At 73.1% G+C, this 21,097-nt stretch carries 20 protein-coding genes; 12 read left to right on the top strand and 8 right to left on the bottom strand.

Annotation, left to right across the window (positions count from 1 at the left end; all coding sequences use genetic code 11):
* Positions 1–69: 69 nt before the first annotated feature.
* On the bottom strand, positions 70–918 hold the full coding sequence (locus tag ACWFQ8_RS28115) for an MIP/aquaporin family protein (RefSeq protein ID WP_453789077.1): 849 nt from the start codon (positions 916–918) through the stop codon (positions 70–72).
* Between the two features lie 270 nt (positions 919–1,188).
* Here ACWFQ8_RS28115 and dhaK point away from each other — a divergent pair, with 270 nt between their 5' ends.
* The 4 genes from dhaK (at position 1,189) to ACWFQ8_RS28135 (ending at position 4,217) form a co-directional block, all read left to right on the top strand.
* Positions 1,189–2,193: a dihydroxyacetone kinase subunit DhaK gene (gene dhaK / locus ACWFQ8_RS28120; RefSeq protein WP_453789078.1), complete on the top strand. Its 1,005-nt coding sequence runs from the start codon at positions 1,189–1,191 to the stop codon at positions 2,191–2,193.
* An 81-nt stretch (positions 2,194–2,274) separates the two neighbouring features.
* Positions 2,275–2,880: a dihydroxyacetone kinase subunit DhaL gene (gene dhaL / locus ACWFQ8_RS28125; RefSeq protein ID WP_453789079.1), complete on the top strand. Its 606-nt coding sequence runs from the start codon at positions 2,275–2,277 to the stop codon at positions 2,878–2,880.
* Complete coding sequence (locus ACWFQ8_RS28130) at positions 2,877–3,302, top strand: PTS-dependent dihydroxyacetone kinase phosphotransferase subunit DhaM (RefSeq protein ID WP_453789080.1); 426 nt, start codon at positions 2,877–2,879, stop codon at positions 3,300–3,302. Before dhaL ends, ACWFQ8_RS28130 begins: the two co-directional genes overlap by 4 nt.
* A gap of 153 nt (positions 3,303–3,455) precedes the next feature.
* Positions 3,456–4,217 carry a carbonic anhydrase gene (locus ACWFQ8_RS28135; RefSeq protein WP_453789081.1) on the top strand — a complete coding sequence of 254 codons (762 nt, stop codon included), beginning with the start codon at positions 3,456–3,458 and terminating at the stop codon, positions 4,215–4,217.
* Positions 4,218–4,266: 49 nt separating this feature from the next.
* Here the strand turns inward: ACWFQ8_RS28135 and ACWFQ8_RS28140 are convergent, their stop codons facing one another.
* Entirely contained in the window at positions 4,267–5,823 is a 1,557-nt protein-coding gene (locus ACWFQ8_RS28140; protein WP_453789082.1) for a UDP-N-acetylmuramoyl-L-alanyl-D-glutamate--2,6-diaminopimelate ligase, read from the bottom strand.
* A 197-nt stretch (positions 5,824–6,020) separates the two neighbouring features.
* Entirely contained in the window at positions 6,021–6,203 is a 183-nt protein-coding gene (locus tag ACWFQ8_RS28145) for a hypothetical protein (RefSeq protein ID WP_453789083.1), read from the bottom strand.
* A gap of 65 nt (positions 6,204–6,268) precedes the next feature.
* Between ACWFQ8_RS28145 and ACWFQ8_RS28150 the strand changes: the two genes are divergently transcribed.
* The 4 genes from ACWFQ8_RS28150 to ACWFQ8_RS28165 all read left to right on the top strand — a co-directional run bounded on the left by ACWFQ8_RS28150 (position 6,269) and on the right by ACWFQ8_RS28165 (position 10,226).
* Positions 6,269–7,231: an aldo/keto reductase gene (locus ACWFQ8_RS28150; protein ID WP_453789084.1), complete on the top strand. Its 963-nt coding sequence runs from the start codon at positions 6,269–6,271 to the stop codon at positions 7,229–7,231.
* A 158-nt stretch (positions 7,232–7,389) separates the two neighbouring features.
* On the top strand, positions 7,390–8,208 hold the full coding sequence (locus ACWFQ8_RS28155; RefSeq protein ID WP_453789085.1) for an MBL fold metallo-hydrolase: 819 nt from the start codon (positions 7,390–7,392) through the stop codon (positions 8,206–8,208).
* A 136-nt stretch (positions 8,209–8,344) separates the two neighbouring features.
* Positions 8,345–9,004, top strand: coding sequence for a DUF2278 family protein (locus ACWFQ8_RS28160; RefSeq protein ID WP_453789086.1), 660 nt, complete (start codon positions 8,345–8,347; stop codon positions 9,002–9,004).
* Positions 9,005–9,119: 115 nt separating this feature from the next.
* Positions 9,120–10,226, top strand: a complete 1,107-nt coding sequence (locus ACWFQ8_RS28165) for an AI-2E family transporter (protein ID WP_453789087.1) — start codon at positions 9,120–9,122, stop codon at positions 10,224–10,226.
* A gap of 427 nt (positions 10,227–10,653) precedes the next feature.
* On the opposite strand, the gene ACWFQ8_RS28170 is transcribed toward ACWFQ8_RS28165, so the two are convergent.
* The gene (locus ACWFQ8_RS28170; RefSeq protein ID WP_453789088.1) at positions 10,654–11,397 is read right to left on the bottom strand and encodes a restriction endonuclease; all 744 of its coding nucleotides are present in this window, start codon (positions 11,395–11,397) and stop codon (positions 10,654–10,656) included.
* 231 nt (positions 11,398–11,628) lie between these two features.
* Here ACWFQ8_RS28170 and ACWFQ8_RS28175 point away from each other — a divergent pair, with 231 nt between their 5' ends.
* The 3 genes from ACWFQ8_RS28175 to ACWFQ8_RS28185 all read left to right on the top strand — a co-directional run bounded on the left by ACWFQ8_RS28175 (position 11,629) and on the right by ACWFQ8_RS28185 (position 15,512).
* Complete coding sequence (locus ACWFQ8_RS28175; protein ID WP_453789089.1) at positions 11,629–13,650, top strand: diacylglycerol kinase family protein; 2,022 nt, start codon at positions 11,629–11,631, stop codon at positions 13,648–13,650.
* Complete coding sequence (locus tag ACWFQ8_RS28180; protein ID WP_453789090.1) at positions 13,616–14,569, top strand: YihY/virulence factor BrkB family protein; 954 nt, start codon at positions 13,616–13,618, stop codon at positions 14,567–14,569. Before ACWFQ8_RS28175 ends, ACWFQ8_RS28180 begins: the two co-directional genes overlap by 35 nt.
* Before the next feature lie 136 nt (positions 14,570–14,705).
* Positions 14,706–15,512, top strand: coding sequence for a phosphatase PAP2 family protein (locus tag ACWFQ8_RS28185; RefSeq protein ID WP_453789110.1), 807 nt, complete (start codon positions 14,706–14,708; stop codon positions 15,510–15,512).
* A 104-nt stretch (positions 15,513–15,616) separates the two neighbouring features.
* Here ACWFQ8_RS28185 and ACWFQ8_RS28190 read toward each other — a convergent pair whose 3' ends face one another.
* Positions 15,617–15,808 (bottom strand): hypothetical protein, encoded by a 192-nt coding sequence (locus ACWFQ8_RS28190; protein WP_453789091.1) that lies wholly within the window; start codon positions 15,806–15,808, stop codon positions 15,617–15,619.
* 83 nt (positions 15,809–15,891) lie between these two features.
* Positions 15,892–16,875, bottom strand: coding sequence for a TerC family protein (locus ACWFQ8_RS28195; RefSeq protein ID WP_453789092.1), 984 nt, complete (start codon positions 16,873–16,875; stop codon positions 15,892–15,894).
* Between the two features lie 406 nt (positions 16,876–17,281).
* Between ACWFQ8_RS28195 and ACWFQ8_RS28200 the strand changes: the two genes are divergently transcribed.
* Positions 17,282–17,641: an ATP-binding protein gene (locus ACWFQ8_RS28200; protein ID WP_453789093.1), complete on the top strand. Its 360-nt coding sequence runs from the start codon at positions 17,282–17,284 to the stop codon at positions 17,639–17,641.
* Between the two features lie 219 nt (positions 17,642–17,860).
* Here ACWFQ8_RS28200 and ACWFQ8_RS28205 read toward each other — a convergent pair whose 3' ends face one another.
* Both ACWFQ8_RS28205 and ACWFQ8_RS28210 read right to left on the bottom strand, forming a co-directional pair.
* Positions 17,861–18,769 (bottom strand): NUDIX hydrolase, encoded by a 909-nt coding sequence (locus ACWFQ8_RS28205; RefSeq protein ID WP_453789094.1) that lies wholly within the window; start codon positions 18,767–18,769, stop codon positions 17,861–17,863.
* A gap of 89 nt (positions 18,770–18,858) precedes the next feature.
* Entirely contained in the window at positions 18,859–20,889 is a 2,031-nt protein-coding gene (locus ACWFQ8_RS28210; protein ID WP_453789111.1) for an ATP-binding cassette domain-containing protein, read from the bottom strand.
* Positions 20,890–21,097 lie beyond the last annotated feature (208 nt).

Raw genomic sequence — 21,097 nt, forward strand, 5'->3', positions numbered from 1 at the left:
GGGATGCCGCCTCTCTTGGGGCTCCGCCCGGGGCGGGCCAGGCCGGGCCGAGCCCGCCCCGGGATCCGGTCAGCTCTCGTCCGGGCTCGGGACCCGCCCGGGGGGTTCCGGCTCGGCGGTCGGCAGGAACCGGCCGATGAAGAACTTGTACAGGCCCGCGCCCAGCAGACCGCCGATCAGCGGGCCGATGATGGGCACCCAGAAGTAGAAGTGCCCGTACTGATCCCGCCACGCCCCGCCGTACCCGGTGAAGAAACTGGCCAGCCGGGGACCGAAGTCGCGCGCCGGGTTGATCGCGTAACCGGCGTTGGTGCCCCAGGCCATGCCGATCGCCACCACGATCAGGCCGACGATGAACGGCGCCAGATTGGCGCCGGGGGGTGTGTTCAGCAGGTCCGTGACCGCGAGGATCAGCAGGAGCAGGATCGCGGTGCCGATGATCTGGTCGCGCAGTGCGCCCCATTCGGTGACCGGCAGGTTCGTGTTCCCGTTGGCCGGCAGCGTGGAGAAGACGCCCTGCGTCTTGATGGTGTGTCCGGGGTCGGCCTTCGCCAGCGCCTCGGAGTAGTTCCACCGAACGATCAGGGCCGCCACGAACGCGCCGGCCGTCTGGGCCAGCGCGTAGGGAGCCACCTTGCTCCACGGGAAGCCCTTGAATGCCGCCAGCGCCACGGTCACCGCGGGATTGAGATGGGCGCCGCTCAGCCGCGCCGCGACGTATACGCCCAGGGTGACGCCGAGGCCCCAGGCCCAGGCGATGCTGTCGTGGTTTCCCAGGCCGCCCGCCGGGTCCGTGAGGGCCCCGCCGGCGACCACCTGGGCCACCACTCCGCAACCGAAGAGGATGAGGATCATGGTGCCGGCGAATTCGGCTGACAGTTCGCCGACCAGCCCCGACCTCTTGAGCCGTTCCGTCATAGGTGCCCGCTTCCCGCCGGCCCTGAGACCGGCTGTCGAAAGCCCCGAGTCCTCCGGAAGCAGTTTAGTACCGGCCCTGTCAACCGTGCGAACGGATGAGGGACGGGCCATGGGGGAACGCGTATCCGTCGCGGATGTCCGTGCCTCGGCTGCACACTTGTGGAAGGGCGGGTGAGGCCAGTGGCACCCGCCCGCGACCTGTTGCTTCCGCCGGCGCGGCGGGCGCACCGGCCTGATGCTCACCCGTCGGTTCCACCCGGGAGGTACCCGATGAAGATGCTGATCAACAGTGCGGAGACCGTGGTCGCGGACGCCCTGCGCGGGATGGCGGCCGCCCATCCGGAGCTCGCGGTGGACGTGGAGCGGCGCGTCGTCGTACGGCGGGACGCCCGGGAGGGCGGCCGGGTCGGGCTCGTGTCCGGCGGCGGTTCCGGGCACGAGCCCCTGCACGGGGGCTTCGTGGGGTACGGGATGCTGTCGGCCGCGTGTCCCGGAGAGGTCTTCACCTCCCCGGTGCCCGACCAGATGGTGCAGGCGGCCAAGGCCGTGGACGCGGGGCAGGGCGTCCTCTTCGTCGTCAAGAACTACACCGGGGACGTGTTGAACTTCGACATGGCCGCCGAGCTGGCCGAGGAGGACGGCGTCCGGATCGAGCGGGTCCTGGTCGACGACGACGTCGCGGTGACCGACAGCCTGTACACGGCCGGGCGGCGCGGCACCGGCGCCACGCTCTTCGTGGAGAAGATCGCCGGGGCGGCGGCCGAGGAAGGCGCTGCGCTGGAACAGGTCGCCGCGGTGGCCCGGCGGGTCAACGGCGCCTCGCGCAGCTTCGGCGTGGCACTGAGCGCCTGCACCACCCCGGCGAAGGGCAGCCCGACCTTCGACCTGCCGGACGGCGAGCTGGAACTGGGGGTCGGCATCCACGGCGAACCGGGCCGCGAACGGCGCGCGATGATGTCGGCACGGGAGATCGCGGAGTTCGCGGTCGGCGCCGTACTGGAGGACCTGGCGGAGGTGGCTCCGCCCGACGGGCCGGTGCTGGCGCTGGTCAACGGGATGGGGGCGACACCGCTGCTGGAGCTGTACGGGTTCCACGCCGAGGTCGCGGCGGTGCTGGCGGCCCGGGGCGTACCGGTGGCACGCACCCTCGTGGGCAACTACGTCACCTCGCTGGACATGGCGGGCTGCTCCGTGACCCTGTGCCGGGCCGACGAGGAGCTGCTGCGGCTGTGGGACGCGCCCGTGCAGACGCCGGCGCTGCGCTGGGGCCGCTGACCGCGGGGCTGACCGTAAGGTGGCGCAAGGACGATGGCGGCCGTCGGACGGGTGGGGTCCGACGCGAGGCGAGGAGACCCGGTGCGAGACGCAGACTTCTTCCGGCGCTGGATGGCGGCCGCCGCGGCCGCCGTGGAGCGCGAGGCGCCCCGGCTGACCGAGCTCGACTCCCCGATCGGGGACGCCGACCACGGCAGCAACCTGCTGCGCGGCTTCACCGCGGTCCGGGCGGCCCTGGACAAGGACGCCCCCGCCGTTCCGGGAGCGGTGATGCAGCTTGCCGGGCGGACCCTGATCTCGACCGTCGGGGGTGCCTCCGGCCCGCTGTACGGGACGCTGCTGCGGCGTACGGGCAAGGAACTCGGCGACGCCGCCGAGGTCTCCGACGAGGACCTGCGCGGCGCCCTGGACGCGGCGGTGGGCGCGGTGGCGCAACTCGGCGGCGCCGCGCCCGGCGACAAGACGATGCTGGACGCCCTGCTGCCGGGGATCGCCGCCCTGGGCGATTCCTACCGGGCGGCCGCGGACGCGGCGGAGGGCGGGGCGCTGGCGACGGTACCGATGCAGGCGCGCAAGGGCCGCGCCAGCTACCTGGGCGAGCGGAGCATCGGGCACCAGGACCCGGGCGCGACCTCGTCGGCCCTGCTGCTGGGGGCACTGGCGGACGTCGCGGACGGTGTGCTGTGAGCGGGCCGCAGCCGGGCCCGCGTCCCGGTCCCGTCGGCATCGTGCTGGTCTCGCACAGCGCGGCGGTCGCGGAGTCGGTGGCGGACCTGGCCCGGGGCCTGGCCGCGGGCGGCCCCGTGGCGCCGGTGGCCGCGGCGGGCGGCACGGCCGACGGCGGTCTGGGCACGAGTGCGGAGCTGATCATCGCCGCCGCGCGGCAGGTGGACGGCGGCGCCGGGATCGCCCTGCTGGTGGACCTGGGGAGCGCCGTGCTGACCGTGAAGGCGCTGCTGGAGGACGACGAACTTCCCCCGGGGTCGCGGCTGGTGGACGCACCGTTCGTGGAGGGTGCGACGGCGGCGGTCGTCGCCGCTTCCGCCGGGGCCGCGCTGGAGGCGGTCGTGTCGGCCGCCGGTGAGGCGTACACGTACCGCAAGTCCTGAAAGGGGTCCCGTCCCGGCAAGGAGCTCGCGAGGGCCGGGCGGGGCGCGGCCTTCGCCGATGGTGCGGCTTCTGCCCATGGTTTGCCCAAGGCTCGATCAAGGCGGGCGCCGGACGGCCCCCCGGTGCCCGCGGTGCGCCTAACTTGTCGACACATGACCGTCGATGCTGAACGCCATGGGAACACGGGGCGGCGCCGGTTCGTGCGGGCCGGGCTGACGGGAGCGGTCGCCGTGACCGCGGGGCTGGTCTTCGGTTCCCCGGTCCCCGCGACCGACGCCTCCATCGGGCTGAACGGCCCGCGACCGACCACGCCCGCGTCCGCGCTGCGTACCCTCGCCTCGGGGAACCGGCGCTGGCGCACCCTCCACGAGCGGCACCCCGACGAGACGAGGGCGGTACGGCAGACCTTGATCGCCGGACAGCATCCCTTCGCCGTGATCCTGGGCTGCGTCGATTCCCGCGTGCCGCCGGAGCTGGTCTTCGACCAGGGCCTCGGTGATCTGCTGACCGTGCGCTCGGCAGGTGAGGTCCTGGACGAGGCGGTCCTCGCCAGCATCATCTACGGCGTGGAGGAGCTGCACATTCCGCTGGTCGTGATCCTAGGACACCAGTCCTGCGGAGCCGTGGCGGCCGCCGTCCGCGCGGACGAGACCGGAGGACGGCTGGCAGGGCACTTGCAGTACCTGGCCGATCAGATCCGCCCGGCGATCGACCACAGTCTGACCGGGGCCGCCCGCGTGGACGCGGCGATCTCCGCGAACGTGGGCCTGGTACGCAGCCGTCTCGCCGCGGAGCCCGTCCTGACCGGCCGTATCCAGGCCGGGGAACTGGCGGTCGTCGCCGCCCGGTACGAGCTGACCAGCCAACGCGTCCATCAGATCGACGCCGTCTCACCCGGCACGGCAAGGAGCTGATCACGCGCGGCCGCGGCCGAGGGTGTCCGGCCGCGGCACGGCCCACGGCCTACGGGTGGCTCGTGGCCGCGGCCGCGGGCACCGCGATCTCCGGGCCCGTGATCGCCGGCACCGTCATGTGCGCGGTCGCCCCCGCCAGTTCGCGGACCGTGGCCATGTCGCTGAACGGGCGCAGCTCCGCGCCGACGATCTGGTGCGGCTCGCTCCCCTTGCCGGCGATCAGGACCACGTCCTCGGGTCCCGCGGAGGCCAGCGCCAGCGCGATCGCCCGCCGGCGGTCCGCCACGCGCTCGTACGGGGTCCCCGTCGCCGCGAGCCCGGGGGCGATCTCGTCGAGGATGCCCTCCGGGTCCTCGGTGCGCGGGTTGTCGGAGGTGAGGACGCACAGGTCGGAGTGGATGCCGGCGATGCGTCCCATCTCGGCCCGCTTGGTGGTGTCCCGGTCCCCGCCGCAGCCGAAGACCGTGACGATCCGGCCGCGCGAGAAACCGCGGACGGTGGCGAGGACCTTGTCCAGCGAGTCCGGGGAGTGGGCGTAGTCCACGATCACCGACGTCCCGAGCGGGGTCCGGAACCGCTCGAACCGGCCCGGTACGGGAGGCATCCGGTCGAGCGCGGCGATCAGTCCGACCAGGTCGTGGCCCAGGACGTGGCAGGCGGCCACGGTGGCCAGCGCGTTGGCCACCGAGAACCGGCCGGGGAGGGGGATCGAAGCCGGGTACGCGTACCCGCCGTGGTGGAGGGTGAAGCGCGTGCCCTCGGCCGTTACGACGAGGTCGGTGGCCCGGTAGTCCGCCGGCGAGTCCAGGGCGTACGTGGTCACCGCACCCGGCATCATCGACCGGATGCCGGCCCCCACCGGATCGTCGGCGTTGACGACGGCGTGTCGGCACAGGCCTTGGAAGAGGCGGAGTTTGGCGTCCCGGTAGTGCTCCATCGTCCCGTGGTCGTCCAGGTGGTCCTGGGTCAGGTTCGTGAACACCCCGACGTCGACGAACGTCCGGTCCAGCCGGTGGTTCAGCAGTCCCATCGAGGTCGCCTCCAGGACCACGCTGCCGGCCGCGCGGTCCCGCATGTACCCCAGCAGGTATTGCAGGTCCGGCGACTCCGGCGTGGTGAGCACCGACGGCGGCATCGGGATCGGCTCGTCCCCGATCCGGCTGCCGGCGGTCCCGATGACCCCCACGCTCGCTCCCTCCGAGATCCGCAGGGCGGACTCGACCATGTACGACACCGACGTCTTGCCGTTGGTGCCGGTGATCGCCACCACGTCCATCTGCCGGCCCGGCTCGCCGTAGTAGCGCGAGGCGGCGATCGCGGCGGCCACCCGTGCGTCCGGTACCCGCACGGCGCAGCTGCCGAGGGGCCACACCGACGCCGGCAGAGCCGGTTCGGAGCCGTCGACGATCACCGCGGCGGCGCCGCGCGCCAAGGCGGGCGACACCGCGCCCGGCCCGCCCTCCCGATGGCCGGGCACCGCGATGAACAGCGACCCCGGCACCACCCGGTCGGCGTCGAAGGTGGTTCCCCCGGTGATCGGGGTCTGCTCGGGGTCACCCTGGAGGACGTGGTGCTCCTGGCCGGCCAGCAACGCGCTCAGCTTCACAATGATCCCTTCGAGGTGGCACGGTCCGGGCGTGCGGCCGTAGCCGGGCGGCAGCTGCGGCGGAACGCCGGGAAGCTGCTGTGGTGACGTGGAGCGGCGACGGAGAACGCCCCGGCGGGCACCGTGCGGAACGGTCCGGCCCGGCGGGGAGAGCGCGCGCACCGGGCGAGCGGGCGGCGGGCGCGGCGGGGCTGTCGCTAGCCGTGGCCGTGCAGAGTGGTGCGGGGCCCTTCGGGAGCGCCCGCGCCGGCCGCGTCAGCCGCGGTGGGGGTGTCAAGGGTGTCGGGGGCCTCGCTCACGGAGGCCGCGGCGATCACCGCCGGGCGCACGTCGGAGGCGGCCTGACGCAGGCACTGCCTCGAAGAACGTGTGCGACCCATGGGCCGAGTGTACGGCCGATCGGCACGCTCGAACCCCACCCCGCAACAGCGCATAGGGTGAGCTCGTGACGGTGAACGCGAAGGCGGGAACGAAGGACGGCCGGGTGCTCTACGGCTGTATGGGGCTCGGCGGCGGCTGGGAGCCCGGTCCGTACGAACCGGGGGACATCGACGCGGCCGAGGGTGCGATCGAAGCGGCGCTGGACAGCGGGATCACCGCCTTCGACCACGCGGACATCTATCGGCACGGCAAGGCCGAGGCCGTGTTCGGCGAGGTACTGGCCCGCACCCCGGGACTCCGGGAGCGCATCACGCTCCAGACCAAGTGCGGCATCCGCCTCGCCGACGAGGACGGCCCGGGCCGGTACGACTTGCGCGCCGGGAGCATCACGCGGCGCGTGGAGGAGAGCCTGACCCGACTGCGGACCGACGTGATCGACGTCCTGCTGCTGCACCGCCCCGACCCGCTCGCCGACCCGGAGGAGATCGCGTCGGCGCTGACCTCCTTGCACGGGCAGGGCCTCGTACGGAGCTTCGGGGTCTCCAACATGGGCGCCGCGCAGATCGGCGCCCTCCAGGCCGTGCTCGACGTACCGCTGGTCGCGAACCAGCTGGAGATGAGCCTGCACCGCCGTGACTGGGTCGAGGCCGGCGTGGTGATCAACACCCCGGAGGCCGCCGGCAACGGCTTCCCCCTCGGCACGCTGGAGCACTGCCGCGAGCACGGAATCGGCCTCCAGGCGTGGGGGTCGCTGGCGCAGGGGCGTTTCACCGGGCAGCAGCGGACGCCCGCCGAGCAGGCCACGGCGGACCTGCTGGCCGACCTCGCCCACCGCAAGGACACCACGCCCGAATCGGTTCTGCTGTGGTGGCTGATGCGGCATCCCGCCGCGATCGCGCCGGTCATCGGCACCGCGCGCCCCGACCGCATCCGCGCCTGCCGGGACGCGGCCGAACGGGAGCCGGACCTCACCCACGAGGAGTGGTACGAGCTCTGGATCGCCGCCAGGGGCGTACCGCTGCCCTGACCCGGCCGCCCCGCGACGCCGCCCCGGCAACCACCCCTCCCGCGTCCGCACCCGTCCGACCCTGCCCGCACCCCCGCACGCCCCGCGCGCGGCCGCAACCGGGCGGCGTCACGATGGGGGGAGGGGGCAGCGTTCCGCGCAGCGCCGTGGAGGACACCATGAGCACGCACAAGGCGGGTCCCGACACCACCGTCCTCGCCGACTGCCTGGAGGTGCCGGGGGTCGGCTTCCTCCCGGTCAACGCCTTCGTCGTCCACGCGGAGCAGCCGGTCGTCGTCGACACCGGCTGCGGACTGCCGGACCGGCACTTCCTCGACGCCCTCGGCTCCGTCATCGACCCCGCCGACGTCCGGTGGATCTGGCTGACCCACCCGGACCGGGACCACACGGGAGGCCTCTTCGCGCTGCTCGACGCCGCGCCCCGAGCCCGCCTGGTGACCACGTTCCTGGGCGCCGGGATCATGTCCACCGAGCGGCCGCTGCCCGCGGACCGGGTGTACTTCCTCAACCCCGGCCAGAACCTGGACGTGGGCGACCGCACGCTCCACGCGTTCCGGCCGCCGCTGTTCGACAACCCGGCCACCGTGGGTTTCTACGACGACCGCTCCCGCACCTGCTTCAGCTCCGACTGCTTCGGCGGTCCCATGCCCACCGCGGACGTCGCCACCGGCGCCGACGTGGCGGGGCTCGGCGCCGAGGACCTGCGGGCGGCCCAGCTGTTCTGGGCGAGCGTGGACAGTCCGTGGGTACAACTGGTGGACAAGGACCGCTTCCTGGCCACGGTGGAACCGCTGCGGTCCATGGATCCCCGGACCATCCTCTCCACGCACTTGCCCCCGGCGGACGGCCTGACCGCGCGGTTCCTCGACACCCTCGGGGGCGCCCCGGGCATCGATCCGTTCGTCGGGCCGGACCAGCAGGCGCTGGAGCGGATGCTCGCCGGATTCGAGCCCGGCGGGGGCGGCCCGGGCCGATAGGGCCTGTTGCCGAAGCCGCGGGGAGTGTCGGTTCCGGAGGGAGACGTGCGTCGTAGGGTGAGAGGGGCCCGACCCGACCGTCCGATCGAAGACGACCCGGCCCGGCCGGGCGTCCGCGGGTGGTTGACTGGGCGTCATGCCGCTCGATGCCTATGGCGTGCTCTCGGGAACCCTGCACCGCCACTTCCGTGACCGGCCCGACGACCAGGGCCAGTGGTTCCATGTCAACCTCGAAGTCGACGGGCCGGCCGGGCGGTACCGGTGCGCCGTCGACGTGGACAGCAAGCAGTCCTCAACCGGGGTCCAGTGGAAGGTGTTCACCCTGGCCCCCTCGGTGCTCGAACCGGTCCCCGCCCTGGCCCCCGGCTACCACGACCTGTCCATGGCGTCGGGTTCGGGCGCGCTCGACTACCTCCGGCACCCCGCGCTGGTGGACCGGCCGGGCTGCCTCTTCGTCCGTCGACCCCCCGCCTGGATGCGGGCCCTGCGGGACCGGCTGCGCCCGCCCCGGCCGTGGAACTCGGGATCCAACCTCGACGCGGCGCGGGCTCTCGAAGCCGTGCTCGTCCCCGGGCGTCCCGTGCTGATCTTCGGGGAGCCGTTCGACCAGGGCCTCGGCATGCACAACATCCACCAGAACCAGGGCGACCCGTACGGCAGCCGCTGGTGGGACGACAACGGGACCTGGCAGGACGGCGCCACCCTCACCCGGCGGCCGGACGGCTGGTACGACGTCTTCCTGAACAAGTTCTCCAGTCAGGCCGACCGGACGGACGACGCCGGCCACCCCGAGTGATCTCGGCGGCGGCCGTGGCGGCACGTCCCGGTCCGCAGACCGTCCGCCGTGCCCGGACGGCCCAATCCGGGGCCCCACGCGTGGCAGCGGAGCCCCGCCGTGGCATCCATGGGACATGCCACCGGTGTCACCGTTCCTGCGTACGGCCGCGTCCTACGCCTGGCGCCTGTTGGTCGTCGGCGCCGCCGTCTACGCCGTCTTCGCCCTGCTGGGCAGGTTCCACGAGATCGCCGTGGCGCTCTTCCTCGGCCTGGTCGTCACGGCGCTGCTGTCACCGCCGACCCGGCGCCTGGCCCGTATCGTGCCCCGGCCCCTCGCCGTCGCCGTCTCCCTGGTCGGCAGCGCGCTGCTGCTGCTCGGCGTGCTCGCGCTGGTGGGCGCGGCCGTGGCGGGCGAGAGCACCACCCTGGTGAAGGAGTTCCGCGCGGGCCTCACCAGCATCGAGACATGGCTGGAGGGCCCGCCGTTCCTGTTGAACCCGCACGCCCTCGCCGATGTCCAGTCCCGCATTGGCGCCTTCCTGTCGAGCCACCGGTCCACCGTGCTGAGCGAGGCCGTCAGCGGGGCCGGGCACCTGGTGCAGGTGCTCACCGTGCTCGCCCTGGCGGTGTTCTCCTCCGTCCTCTTCCTGCACGGCGGCGACCGGCAGTGGTCCTGGTTCTGCGCGCAGCTGCCCGAAGGCCGGCGCGAGCAGGTGACCCTCGCGGGCGGCGCGGCCTGGCGCACGTTCACCGGGTACACCCACGGCATCGTCGTCGTCGCGGCGGTGAACTCGCTCCTCGTCGGCCTCGCGCTGTTCTTCCTCGGCGTCCCGCTCGCCCTGCCGCTCGCGCTGCTGGAGTTCTTCGCGGCGTTCGTCCCCCTCGTCGGATCGCCGGTCGCGCTGGCGATCGCGGCGGTGGTCGCGCTGGCCGCGAAGGGCCCCCTCGTGGCGGCCGTGGTGGTCGGGCTGATCGTGGTCATCGGCCAGATCGAGGGCCACCTGCTGCATCCGCTGGTGATGAGCCGGGCGGTACGGCTGCACCCCCTGGTGGTCGCGATCGCGGTGGTCGCGGGAGCCATCGCCGCGGGGGTGGTCGGCGCGGTGGTCGCGGTCCCGCTCGTCTCCGTGGTCTGGTCCGTGCACACGGCGCTGCGCGACGCCCGGGCCGGCGCAGGCCCGCAGGAGGGCGCGGGCGACGGCAAGGCGTCCTCCGGTACGCGGGGCCGCCGCCCGATGTGACGACCTCCGCGTTCCGAACGGGTGAAGTCGGCCTGCTCCCCTGCACATTGATGGTTACGGAGCGCGGCGAACGGCAGCTTCAAGCTCGTCAACGAGCAGTCCGGCGGATGCCTGTACTCCAACGGGCCGGGCCAGGCCGTCTTCGTGGGCGACTGCGCCCAGGACGCCGGCCGGCTGTGGCGTACGGGCTCCGGCGGGACCCTGCGTGCCGACTACGGCGGCGGCTGCCTCGACCTCGGCATGGCCGGGGGCCTGGTGACGAACACCTGCTCCGGGACGCGTCGCAGCGCTGGACGCGGCAGACCTGAACCGCCTTTGGGCCCACGCGCGGTCGGCGGCCGTGGGCGCGGGACCCTCCGGGAGGACGACCGCGCGCAGCGGCGGATCCGGTGGGCGGGGCGCATGAACCCGGTGGAGGCCGCTCGGCCTACGCCTGGACCTCCGCCGGCACCTGTGTCCGTACGGCGGCCGTCTCCCAGGGCGGCGGCGTCCTCGACTCGGTCCACGCGGCCAGGCTCTCCCCGTCGACGCAGACGATGTCGCAGGCGGCGGCGTACTCCTCGGCCGGAGCGGTGAAGGCGCTGGTGGTCACCACGACCGCGACGTCGGCCTCGTGGACGGCGAAACAGGTGCCGCCGAAGCGCTGGAGGTCCTGCGAGCCGACCCGGTTGCCCTCGCCGTAGTGCTTGCACTGGACGACGACGCGCAGACCGTCCGCCGTCGTGGCGATCACGTCGGCCCCCAAGTCCCCGGCCCCGCCCACGACTTCCACCTGAGGGCAGCCGTCCCGCGCGCACAACGCGGCGACCGCGTGCTCGAATCCGTCGGCGTCCACCGCCCCGTGGTCCAGGGCGTCGGGCCCCACCTCGGGCAGGTCGACCGGCTGCGGCGCGGCCGGCAGGCCCTGCGGCGACAGGACCGGCGGGTACGCGGGGGAGCGGCGCCGGCCGGGTGCCACGCTCCAGCGGGCCAGTACCACCCCGGCCAGCAGGACGACCATCGTGACGACCGGCATCACCGGTACGCCGCCCTGCGCCCCCGCGGCCGTCCTGACGAAGACGGCCAGTCCGCCGACGCAGATCCCTATGAGCCCGACCGCCAGCACGACGTCACGCCCCACGGACGCGGCGCCCTTGCCCGCACCGGTCCGACGCCCTCCCGATGTCGCCATACGGGACCCCTCCCTCACTCGTCCATGGGCCGCGGCCGGGGAAGGGCCGGCGCTCGGCCGGCCCTTCCCCTCACCCGACGCGGTCCATCACCCCCTGGAGGGACGGACCCCGCACCTCTCCTCGTCTGGTCAGGAATCCCGGATCCAAACAGATGTCACGCCAACTCCCCAGGTCAGCGGCCGCGGTGGCGCACGGCGCATCATCCGGCCCACCGGGGCAACAAGACCGCAATGAAGCCAAGAATCGGCCCGGCCGCGCGCAGGACCTGGCCCTTGCTGCTCCTGCCGGTCCAAGTGGCCCTCGTGGCGGGCCTGGGCCTGCTGATCACCGGCCCGGCAGCCGACCACTGGCCGGTGTCGGAAGAGGACCGTGCCAACCGGCACCTCGCGCAGGAGCGCGCCGCCCCCGCCACGACCGTGACGGACTGGTTCTCCGCGCTGGCCAGCACGGAGGGGATCATCGGTGTGACGCTGGTCTGCGTCGTGGCGCTGCTCGTGGCGCCCCGGGTCGCCGGGCGGGCCGAGGCCCTCTTCCTCGCCGCCTCGGTCGCCGCGCAGTCGGCCGTGTTCCTGCTGGTCACGGTGCTCGTGCAGCGGCCCCGCCCCGACGTTCCCCGCCTGGACGGCGCGCCACCGACGTCCAGCTTCCCCTCCGGGCACGTCGGAGCGTCCGTGGCTCTGTACGCGGGACTGGCCGTCATCGCGCTGGTGAGGACACGGGGGCGCGGTCCGTGGCGGTACGCCCTGGCAGCGGTGCCGCTGCTCGTCCCACTGGCCGTCGGGGTGTCGCGCATGTACCGGGGCATGCACCACCCCACCGATGTGGCGGGCGGCCTGCTCAACGGCGCGGCCACGCTGCTGATCATGGGCTTCGTCGTGCTGTCCGGGCGGGAGGTCCGGGACGCCGGGGACACGGAGAACACCCGGGCTGCCGTGGGCGACGGGGGTGCCGGGGGTGCCGGGGGTGCCGGGGGTGCACAGGACGCCGGGGACGCCGGGACCGCGTGCGCGCCGCGTGGCGGCGCCGACGCCGTGACAACCTCCCCCTCCCCCTCCCCGTCTCCCCGCATCCCCGCGCCCAGGAATCCCGGCCCGGCCCGCGCGGGCCGGACGGTCGTCGTGGTCCGCCACCCGCACGCCTGCCCCGACGACCTCGCCGACCGGATCCGCGCCGTACTGGCGGCCCACGGACACGACGACGGGAACCAGCGGTGGATCCCCACCACGGCCGACCGGCCCTGCGGCCCCCTGACCGAGGAGATCGCGGCGCACGGCCCCGCCCTCGTGGTGGTCTGCGGAGGCGACGGCACCCTGCGCGCCGTGGCGGACGTCCTGGCGGGTACCGGTATCCCGATGGCGGTCGGCCCCTGCGGCACCGGCAACCTCCTCGCGCGCAACCTGGGCCTCCCGCTCGATCCGGCCGACGCGCTGGCGCAGGCCCTGGCCGGGGACTGCTTCGCGCTCGATGTGGGCCGGGTGCGCGGCGACGCCCTCGTCCCCACCCGGTTCGCCGTCATGGTCGGCATCGGATTCGACGCCGCGATGGTCCGGGACGCCTCACCCCGGCTCAAGTCCCGGCTGGGCTGGGCCGCGTACGTACTGTCGGCCGTGCGGCACCTCAACGACCCGGGCATGCGGCTGTCGATCCGGGTCGACGGCGGGCGCCGCCACCGGCGCCGCGCCCGCATGGTCGTCATCGGCAACGTCGGCGCCCTCCAGGGCGGCCTGCCCCTCCTGCCGCGGGCGCGGCCGGACAGCGGACGACTGGAAGTGGTGCTGTTCGACCCCCGCGGCCCCTTCGGCTGGCTCACGGCGGCCGGCCACCTGATCTCCCGCATTCCGCGCGGCGGCACCCCGCCGCCGCGGGACGCTCGTACGGAGCGCCCGGAACCCGCCACCGCACCCCGGGCGGCGGACGGACTGCGCGAGGCGGGAGGCGCGCTGGAGTACTTCAGCGCCACCCGCGTCGACATCCGCTGCGCCTCTCCCCAGCCGCGCGAGGTCGACGGCGACGTCCTGGCCGACGGGGTCCGGTTGACGGCCGAGGTGGAACCGAGGGCCTTGCGGATGTACCTGCCCCGGGCGCCCGGCGCTCCCGCCGGCACCGGCCCCGGTACGGGCGCGCGAAGCGCCGTACAGCCGTCCGGCCGGCCGGACGGGAAGCCGCGACCGGCCGCGCCGCACACCGCGGGATCCGCACGAGGAGAGGAAGAGAACGGTGGGCACCGCACGACGGGTACCGCAAAGACATGACGTCCTGGGCGACGAGCTGTCCGGCGACGAGGCATGGAGGGCGCTGCGCCGCTACGGAAGGTGGAGCCTGGCCCGCGACTCCTTCGTACGCTTCCGGTACGCCGACGGGTTCAGCAACGCCCGCGCCCTCGCCCTGCAGACCGTTCTGTCCATCGTCCCGCTGGCGATCGCGGCCGTCGGCCTGTCCGGCGTCCTGCACGCCGACGACATCGGACGCGTCGCCGAGCTCACCCTCCGCCGCCTCACCAGTGGCCCGGGCCAGGCCGTCGTGGACGAGGCGCTGCGCGAGAGCCGTCGGCACGCGGGCAACGGAGGCCAGGCCGCGCTGTGGCTCGGCCTGCTGTTCTCGCTGGTCAACGTGACGACCGCGCTGTGCCAGGTCGAACGGGGCGCCAACCGCATCTACGGCAACGAACGCGACCGGCCTTTCCTCCGCAAGTACACGCGCGGCATGCTCATGGTGGTCCTGGCCGGCTTCCCCCTGGGCCTCAGCTTCATCGTGACCGTACTGGGGTCCCACCTGACCCATGCGATCGCGGAGGTCTACCAGCTCGCTCCCTCCACCGTCCAGGCCTGGGAGATCCTGCGCTGGCCCGTCGGGTTCCTGCTCGCCGTACTGGCCACCAGCGCGATCTTCCGCCTCTCGCCGCGCCGGCGCCAACCCGGCTACACCTGGCTGGCCTTCGGAGCCGTCGTGCACCTGGTCCTGTGGAACCTGGCCACCTGGGCACTGAGCCTGTACGTGGGCGCCAGCAGCTCCTTCACCAGCGTCTACGGACCGCTCAGCGCGATCGTGTCGCTCCTGCTTTGGTCGTACCTCACCTCGATGGCCCTCTTCCTCGGCCTCGCGTTCGCCGCGCAACTGGAAGCCGTCCGCGCGGGGGTGAGCGACCCGGTCACCGCCGACCCCGGGGTCTGATCCCCTCCGCGGGCTCGCCGGCCCTCAGCCCCTCACCCCCTCACACCGGACAGCACACACCGCACACCGCAACGAAGGGAGCCGTACGACCGTGACGGGACGCACCGACCCTCCCCGACGCCGTACCGTCCGAGGCCTGTTGTCACGGCACGCGGGACCCGACACCGCCTTCGGCACGAGACTGCTCCTGACCGCCCTCGTGACGGCCGCGGTGTCCGTGCCCTTCGCCCTCGCCCTGGTCCTGGTGGAATCCCAGTGGCCCCCGCTGTACCGCCTCGACCGGATGACGGCCGAGCGGCTGCACGAGACCGCTCTCGACCATCCCGCCTGGGTGCGCGTCCTGGACGTCCTCACCGGCGTCGTGTGGGACCCCGTGACGATGCGCCTGCTGGTGGCCCTGCTCGTGATCTGGCTCCTGGTCCGCCGCGCCTGGCGGCTGGCGGCCTGGGCGTCCGTCACGGCGGTGGCCGGCGGGCTGACCGGAGGATTGGTCAAGATCATCGTGGAGCGAGCCCGGCCGCACCTGCCCGATCCGGTCGCCGACGCACCCGGCTTCTCCTTCCCGTCCGGCCACGCGATGACGGCCACCACCTCGTGCGCCGTGCTGCTGCTGGTCCTGCTGCCCCTCGTCCCCCGCCCCTGGCGGCCCGTCGCCTGGGCGCTCGCCCTGGTGTCCGTGGTGGGCGTCGGCTACACCCGCGTCGCGCTCGGCGTGCACTGGGTGAGCGACGTCGTGGGGGGCTGGCTGCTCGGTCTCGCCGTGGTCACCGCGACGGCGCTCGTCTTCGAGGCGTGGCGCGCGGACGTCGGACGGCGCCGGACCGGCGTGACTCAGGGCCTGGAGCCGGAGCTCTTGGACACCGACCCGGAACCTCCCGTGGACGTACGGTCCCCGGAGCCGGCCCCGGCCCCGTCTCGCGACGCCGGCGACCCGCGGAGCTGAACGCCCCGGTCTCGCCCGGAGCCGCGGGGAACGCCTCGTCACGCTGTTCCGGCGGGCCCCCTGCTCCGGCGGGCCCGGCGGCTGCGCGACGCGCCGGCGGCGCGCTACGTCGTCCGGGGGGCCTGCAGGTAGGCGGTGCAGTCCGGGTTGTGGCAGGGGCCCGGGACCCACACCGGCACGAAGACTCCGAGGGTCTTGTGCCGGCCCCTGGCGGTGGTCATCGTCACGGGACGCTTGCAGGCCGGGCACGTGAGCGCCTGCCGGCGGGAACTGGTCTCATGCTCGACTTTGCTCATTTTTTAAAGATAGGCCGTCCGGTCGACGGAGGGGAAGGGTTTCCGGTGTCCGAATTGCGGCATTTTCCCCAGGCCGGTGGAGGTCAGTCCGTCGACCGGGGCGGGTCGTCGTCGTCCCCGCTCCCGTCGGGGACGGGGGCGGGGCGGCGGATGCTCAGGACGACGGAACAGGCCAGCACCACGACGATGACGGCCAGACTCACGGGAGAGGGGATCTCGGGGATGTCGGCACTGATCAACTTGTGGGACGCCTGGAGGATGAGCTTGACGCCGATGAAGGCGAGGATGATCGCCAGACCCCTGTTCAGGTAGTGGAAGCGGTCCAGCAGTCCGGCGAGCAAGAAGTAGAGGGCCCGAAGGCCGAGGATGGCGAAGGCGTTGCTCGTGTAGACGACGAAGGCGTCGTCGCTGACCGCGAGGACGGCGGGAACGCTGTCCACGGCGAAGATCAGGTCCGCCGCCTCGATGGCGGCCACCACGGCCAGGAGTGGGGTCGCCACGCGCTTGCCGGCCTCTCTCACGAAGAACTTCGCGCCCGCGTACTCGTCGCGCACCGGGATCACCTTGCGGAGCATCCGGACGGCGAAGCTCTTGCCGGGGTCGAAGCTGTCCTGCTCGTCCTTGAGCAGCTTGTAGGTGCTGTAGAAGAGAACGGCGGCGAAGCCGAAGAGGACGGCCGTGAAGCGGCTGACGACCGCAACGCCCAGGGACAGGAAGATCCCGCGGAAGACGAGGGCCCCGATGACGCCGAAGAACAGCACCCTGTGCTGATAGGCGCGCGGCACCTTGAAGTAGGCGAAGATCACGGCGAAGACGAACAGGTTGTCGACCGACAGGCTCTTCTCCAGCAGCCACGCGGTCGTGTACTCCGTCCCCGCGGTCGTGCCGAGCACGAGGAAGACGGTCCCGCCGAAGGCCAGCGCGAGGCCCACCCACAGGCAGCTCCAAGCGGCCGCCTCCTTGAAGCCGATGATGTGAGCGGTGCGGTGGGCCAGCAGATCCACCGCCAGCGACACCACCACCGTCGCGGCGAACACCGCCCACAGCCAAAACGGGACCTCAAGCACGCCGAACACCCTCACCACGGCCCGCGCCGCATGCACCGGCCCTCATACAGGAGTCTGCGACACCCGTCCCCCCGCCGCACGGCGGACCCGCCCGCCGCCGCGCGCCCCGGCGGGCTGAGGTGAGGGCAGTCGCGGCCGACCATCCAGCAGGTGGGCAGCCTCGGAAGGCGCGTGGACCAGCCCGCGGCGGCGTTCGGCCAGGCCCCGCGGCAGATCCGGCCCCGCCGTGCTCCCCCGCAGCGCTGACGTGGATCAGGAACACGAGGCCCACGGCTGCTCCCCGGCCTCAAGTGGCACGCCTTGTCCCGGTTTCCGCTCGCGTAGCGGGGCATGCGCGACATACAAGCCCGCAGGACGGAAGGAGGAACAGGTGAGCGCAGTCGTTCTCGATCAGCCTCTGTCGCGCATGAATCGACCAGTCGCGGCAGCACGTGACGCCACCCGTGCCTTTCTGGCCCGGGCCACCCACCTACGGGCCCCCGCCACGAACGAGAGCACGGACAACGTGCTCCTGGTGGTGGCCGAGCTCGTCGCCAACGCGATCCGGCACACCGGCGGCCCCTGCGCGCTGCACCTGGAACTGCTCGACGGCTCCATCGACGTCTGTGTCACCGACCACAGCCCGGAACCTCCCCTGCCGCGGACCCCCGGCACGGACGGGACCGGAGGGTGGGGATGGTTCATGATCAAGCGACTCGCCACCCACATCCGCGTCAACCCGGCGCCGGAAGGCGGCAAGACCATTTGCGCGGCACTCCCTTGGTAGCCGGCAGACCGATCCACCCCAGGGCTCAGCGCGACGGCGTCGCATCCGCAGGGCGGTTCGCTGCGGCCACGCCTGGCGGTGGCACTTGTCTGCGGGGGCCGGTAGCGCAACGAGATGGGTGATGACGGGACCACCGGTAGCTGTTCGCTGTTCGCCGGGATCGCGTTCGACCACCGCATCGGAGGCACCATGGATGAGGTGGGCCGGGTGGGGCGGAGGTCAAGGCCAGCCGAGCTCCGAGTAGGCCTGGCCGCGGCCGATGGCCTCGATCGCCGTGCGGGCGTACGGGACGATCGGCTCGGGGAGCCGATCCGGGGCGAACCATGCCCACTCCAGGCACTTGTCCGGTTCCCGTACCTCAGGGACGCCCGACCAGGCGCGGGCGCGGAACACGAGCTGGAGTCGGGGCAGGCCGCGGCCGCGCTCGTGGAGGACGTGGACGGTGTGGACGAGCTCGACGTCCTCGGCCCGGATGACCAGGCCGGCCTCCTCCCGCGCCTCCCGGATCAGCGAAGCCCGCGCGCCCTCCCACTCGCAGTGGCCCGCGAGGAAGTGGTAGGACCGGCCCGCGAACGCGACGTCGGGATGGCGCAGCCCGAGCAGGATCCGGCCGTCCTCGCGCTGGAGGTAGAGGTGCACGCCGATGATGTTGGGGTGGCCCCTGCCGTCCCCGCGGGGGCGCGGCGCGGGCGCGCCGGCGGCGACCGTGGCAGCGCTCCTCCGGTGCACGTCGATGACCTGGGCCACCCACGGGCACATGGTCAGGTACGCCGTGGTGGCGGCGTCGAACCAGCGGAACATGATGCCCTCGGGGCACGGGAGCGTGTCGGCGTCCCCGTCCCAGGTGCCGAGGAACACGCGGATCCGGCTCCTGGTCCCGTCCGGGCCGTGTGCGTCCACGACGGTGAGCGGTTCCAGGGGGACGGACAGGCCGGTCTCTTCGAGGAGTTCGCGTTCGACCGCCCGGAGCGAGGTCTCCCCGTCCTCCAGGCCCCCGCCCGGGATGGACCACGTACCCGGGTCCCAGATGTGCGGCTTGTTGGCGTCGCGCAGGTGCAGCAGGTACTGGCCGAGCGAGTTGACCAGGAGCGCGGACGCACCCTGCGGTTCGGGGGAGGTCGGGGACATCAGCGGTACTCCTCGGAGAGGGGCGGCGGAGGGTGGGCGGTAGGCGTATGGCGGAGGGGCAGGCACAGGCGTGGGCGGAGGTGAGGTGCTCAGGTCGCGGTCCTGGGGTCCGGCGCCGGGTCGCGCTGTGCCGGGATACTGTCCGCGAACGCGGCGGCCTGCACCAGGTAGGCCTCGCGGAACACCCCGGCGCCGGCGCTCTCGTCCATCAGCTCGGCGAAGGTGCCGGACTCGGCCAGCCGGCCCTCCCGCAGGACGTGGATGAGATCGGCGTGCCGGACGGAGTGGAGCCGGTGCGTGATCAGGACGACGGTCTGCCCGGTCGCGGCGAGCGCACGGATCTGGTCGAAGACCTTCTGCTCCGCAACCGCGTCCAGGGCGCTCGTGGGCTCGTCGACCACCAGGATTTCCGCGTCCTTGTACTTCGCACGGCTGATCCCGATCTTTTGCCACTGACCTCCGGAGATCTGGTGCCCGCCCCGGTACCCGCGCGCCAGGAGCGTCCCGAGACCGCGCGGCAACTCCGCGAGTACGCGGTCGGCGCCGGAGTACGCGGACGCCTCCCGCACCGCACGGTCGTCGATGGGCGGGGTGGGACGGCCGATGCCGACGTTGACGCGGAACGTGAACGGCCATCGGTAGAAGGACTGGGACATCAGCGCGACCCGCGCGAAGATCTGCCCGCGATCGGCCGTGACGGCGTCGACGCCGCCGTCGGCGCCCTCCCACCGGATCGTGCCACCGCCCGCGTCGGGCAGGTACAGGCCCGCCAGCAGCTTGATCAGGGTCGACTTTCCGGAGCCGTTCTCTCCGACCAGGGCGACGATCTTCCCCACCGGGAAGGACAGGGACACATCGCGCAACGTCGGCTCCGGACTCTCGCCCGTACTGCCCGGATAGGTGAAGGTGACGTTCTCGAAGCGGACCTCGCGCAGGTGTTCCGGCAGCGCCTCCCCGGTCGCGGGGATGGCGCGGGCCTCGGCCTCGGCGCAGAGCCGTTCGTAATCGGCGACGAACAGGGATTCCTGGTGGAGTTCGGTGATCTGCAGGACCAGGGAGTCCAGGCTCGACGCGCCCGTACGGATCGCGAGCACTGCCGTGCCGGCGACGGCCAGGTCCATCGTCCCGCTCCACAGCAGCAGCCCGAGCGCCCCGTAGGCGAGGAGCGTGGCGACACCGCCGGCGCCGTCCGCGACCAGTCCGATCCGGGCGGCCCTGCGGGCGAGTCGGGTCTGCTCGCGCTCACTGGTCTCGGCCATCTGCCGGAAGTGCCCGAGGAGGAACGGACCGACCTCGTGGACCCGAACCTCCGCCGCGGCCTCCTGCTGCGTCAGCAGCTGACCGAGCAGATGCCCGGCGCGCGCGTGCTGCACGAACGTGTGGAAGGAGATGTAGCGCTGCTTGGAGATCGTCAGTGAACTCCAGGCGCTCGGCAGGGTCATCAAGACCAGGAGCGGCAGCAGCACCGGATGGAGGACGGTCAGCACTCCCGCCGCCGCGACCAGGGAGATCGCCGAGTTCAGGGTGTCCGTGCAGTAACGGATCATCCGGCGCGCGGAGTCGGCACCGTAGCGGGCGGCGTCCAGCAGCCGGTGGAACTCGTCGTCCTCGATCGCCGCCAGCTCCACCCGGTGCACCAGCGCCAGATACCGCTCCGTCGCCACCCGTTGCACCTTCGGCTCCAGCGCGCCCGTCGCCGCCGTCGAGGCGGACCGCAGCAGCGAACCGAACAGCGCCGCGACGGCGACCACCAGCAGCGCGGGGACCGCCCGGGCCAGGCGCTCGTTCGTCGTGCCCCCGGCCAGTACGTGCCCGAGGACACCATTGACCGCGACCAGCCCGACGGCCTGGGCGATACCGCGGGCGATCTCGGAGCCGACGACCACGCGCAGCGAACGGGCGTCGGCGAGGTGTGCGAGCCGCACCCCGGTCCCGACCAGGTGCGGCATACCCCGTGCCATGGTCCACAGGCCGAGCTTCAACCAGGCGCCCTCGTGGCGCCCCCAGCCGATGTCGTAGGCCAGCTCCCCGCCGAAGAGGAGTCGCTCGGAGTCGGACACGTCCGGTGCGTCCGCCGCGTCGGGTGTGTCGGGTGCGTCGGGTGCGTCGGGTGTGGTGATCAAGCCGGGCTCCTCTGTGACGGGCAGCAGGCCAGAGCTCGTACGTGTCCCTGCGCGCCGACGGCGGAAGGGGGTACGGAGGAAGCGAGTAGAGCGCAACCCGGGGGATGGAGCAGCCGGATCTGGCCGAACTGGCAGCGCCGCGCGGCCCGGACGCGCGGGCGGCGCGTGTCGGCGTCCGGTCGCGCGTCCGAGGCCGACTCCGTAC

Source organism: Streptomyces sp. NPDC055254 (assembly GCF_053606025.1).

What these genes read in the sequence shown, in the direction of transcription:
- ACWFQ8_RS28115 (WP_453789077.1), bottom strand. Translation starts at nt 918, where the DNA reads ATGACGGAACGGCTCAAGAGGTCGGGGCTGGTCGGCGAACTGTCAGCC.
- dhaK (WP_453789078.1), top strand. Translation starts at nt 1,189, where the DNA reads ATGAAGATGCTGATCAACAGTGCGGAGACCGTGGTCGCGGACGCCCTG.
- ACWFQ8_RS28135 (WP_453789081.1), top strand. Translation starts at nt 3,456, where the DNA reads ATGACCGTCGATGCTGAACGCCATGGGAACACGGGGCGGCGCCGGTTC.
- ACWFQ8_RS28145 (WP_453789083.1), bottom strand. Translation starts at nt 6,203, where the DNA reads ATGGGTCGCACACGTTCTTCGAGGCAGTGCCTGCGTCAGGCCGCCTCC.
- ACWFQ8_RS28155 (WP_453789085.1), top strand. Translation starts at nt 7,390, where the DNA reads ATGAGCACGCACAAGGCGGGTCCCGACACCACCGTCCTCGCCGACTGC.
- ACWFQ8_RS28160 (WP_453789086.1), top strand. Translation starts at nt 8,345, where the DNA reads ATGCCGCTCGATGCCTATGGCGTGCTCTCGGGAACCCTGCACCGCCAC.
- ACWFQ8_RS28165 (WP_453789087.1), top strand. Translation starts at nt 9,120, where the DNA reads ATGCCACCGGTGTCACCGTTCCTGCGTACGGCCGCGTCCTACGCCTGG.
- ACWFQ8_RS28170 (WP_453789088.1), bottom strand. Translation starts at nt 11,397, where the DNA reads ATGGCGACATCGGGAGGGCGTCGGACCGGTGCGGGCAAGGGCGCCGCG.
- ACWFQ8_RS28175 (WP_453789089.1), top strand. Translation starts at nt 11,629, where the DNA reads ATGAAGCCAAGAATCGGCCCGGCCGCGCGCAGGACCTGGCCCTTGCTG.
- ACWFQ8_RS28190 (WP_453789091.1), bottom strand. Translation starts at nt 15,808, where the DNA reads ATGAGCAAAGTCGAGCATGAGACCAGTTCCCGCCGGCAGGCGCTCACG.
- ACWFQ8_RS28200 (WP_453789093.1), top strand. Translation starts at nt 17,282, where the DNA reads ATGAATCGACCAGTCGCGGCAGCACGTGACGCCACCCGTGCCTTTCTG.
- ACWFQ8_RS28205 (WP_453789094.1), bottom strand. Translation starts at nt 18,769, where the DNA reads ATGTCCCCGACCTCCCCCGAACCGCAGGGTGCGTCCGCGCTCCTGGTC.